We start from the raw sequence: 535 nt of genomic DNA, 5'->3' as shown, positions 1-535 counted from the left end.
CAATGCGCAGGCGCGTGGTGGCAAGCCCGAGGAGTTTACGTTTCTCGGCTTCACCCACTATTGCGGCAAGACCAAGAAGGGTTACTTCAAGGTTAAGCGCCGCACCAGCCGCAAGAAGCTTGGGGCCAGCCTGCGGGCGTTCAAGGAGTGGGCGCGTCGCGCCAGGCACAAGCAGACCAAAGGAGAAATGCTCGCCCGCGCTAAGGCGCGGGTCCAGGGACACCTCAATTATTACGCCATCACGGACAATGCACGCAGTTGCTCGCGCTACGTCTATCACGCCACGCGCATTCTGCGCCGATGGCTCAACCGCAAGAGCCAGCGTAAAGCGTACAACTGGGACCAGTACAACGACGTCCTGCGCCACGTCCAGTGGCCGCGCGTGCAGATCCGCATCGACCTGAATCCCTTTCGAAGAGCGGAGGCTTGTTGAATGACCGACCGAGGAGCCGGATGTGGGAAAGCCGCTTGTCCGGTTCTGAGAGGGGCCGGGTCGCAACCTGGACCACGGGCGAGATCATGTGGCACCGCCGGG

General features: G+C 62.1%; 1 pseudogene. It reads left to right on the top strand.

What is annotated here, in order from left to right:
• Positions 1-433 (top strand): annotated as a pseudogene (locus tag G3480_RS27360) (group II intron reverse transcriptase/maturase); the annotation flags it as partial.
• Positions 434-535 lie beyond the last annotated feature (102 nt).

It is taken from the genome of Thiorhodococcus mannitoliphagus, assembly GCF_010915725.1.
Lineage (GTDB): Bacteria > Pseudomonadota > Gammaproteobacteria > Chromatiales > Chromatiaceae > Thiorhodococcus > Thiorhodococcus mannitoliphagus.
The sequence above is the reverse complement of the archived record's forward strand: the minus strand, read 5'-3'. Positions and strand labels throughout refer to the sequence as shown.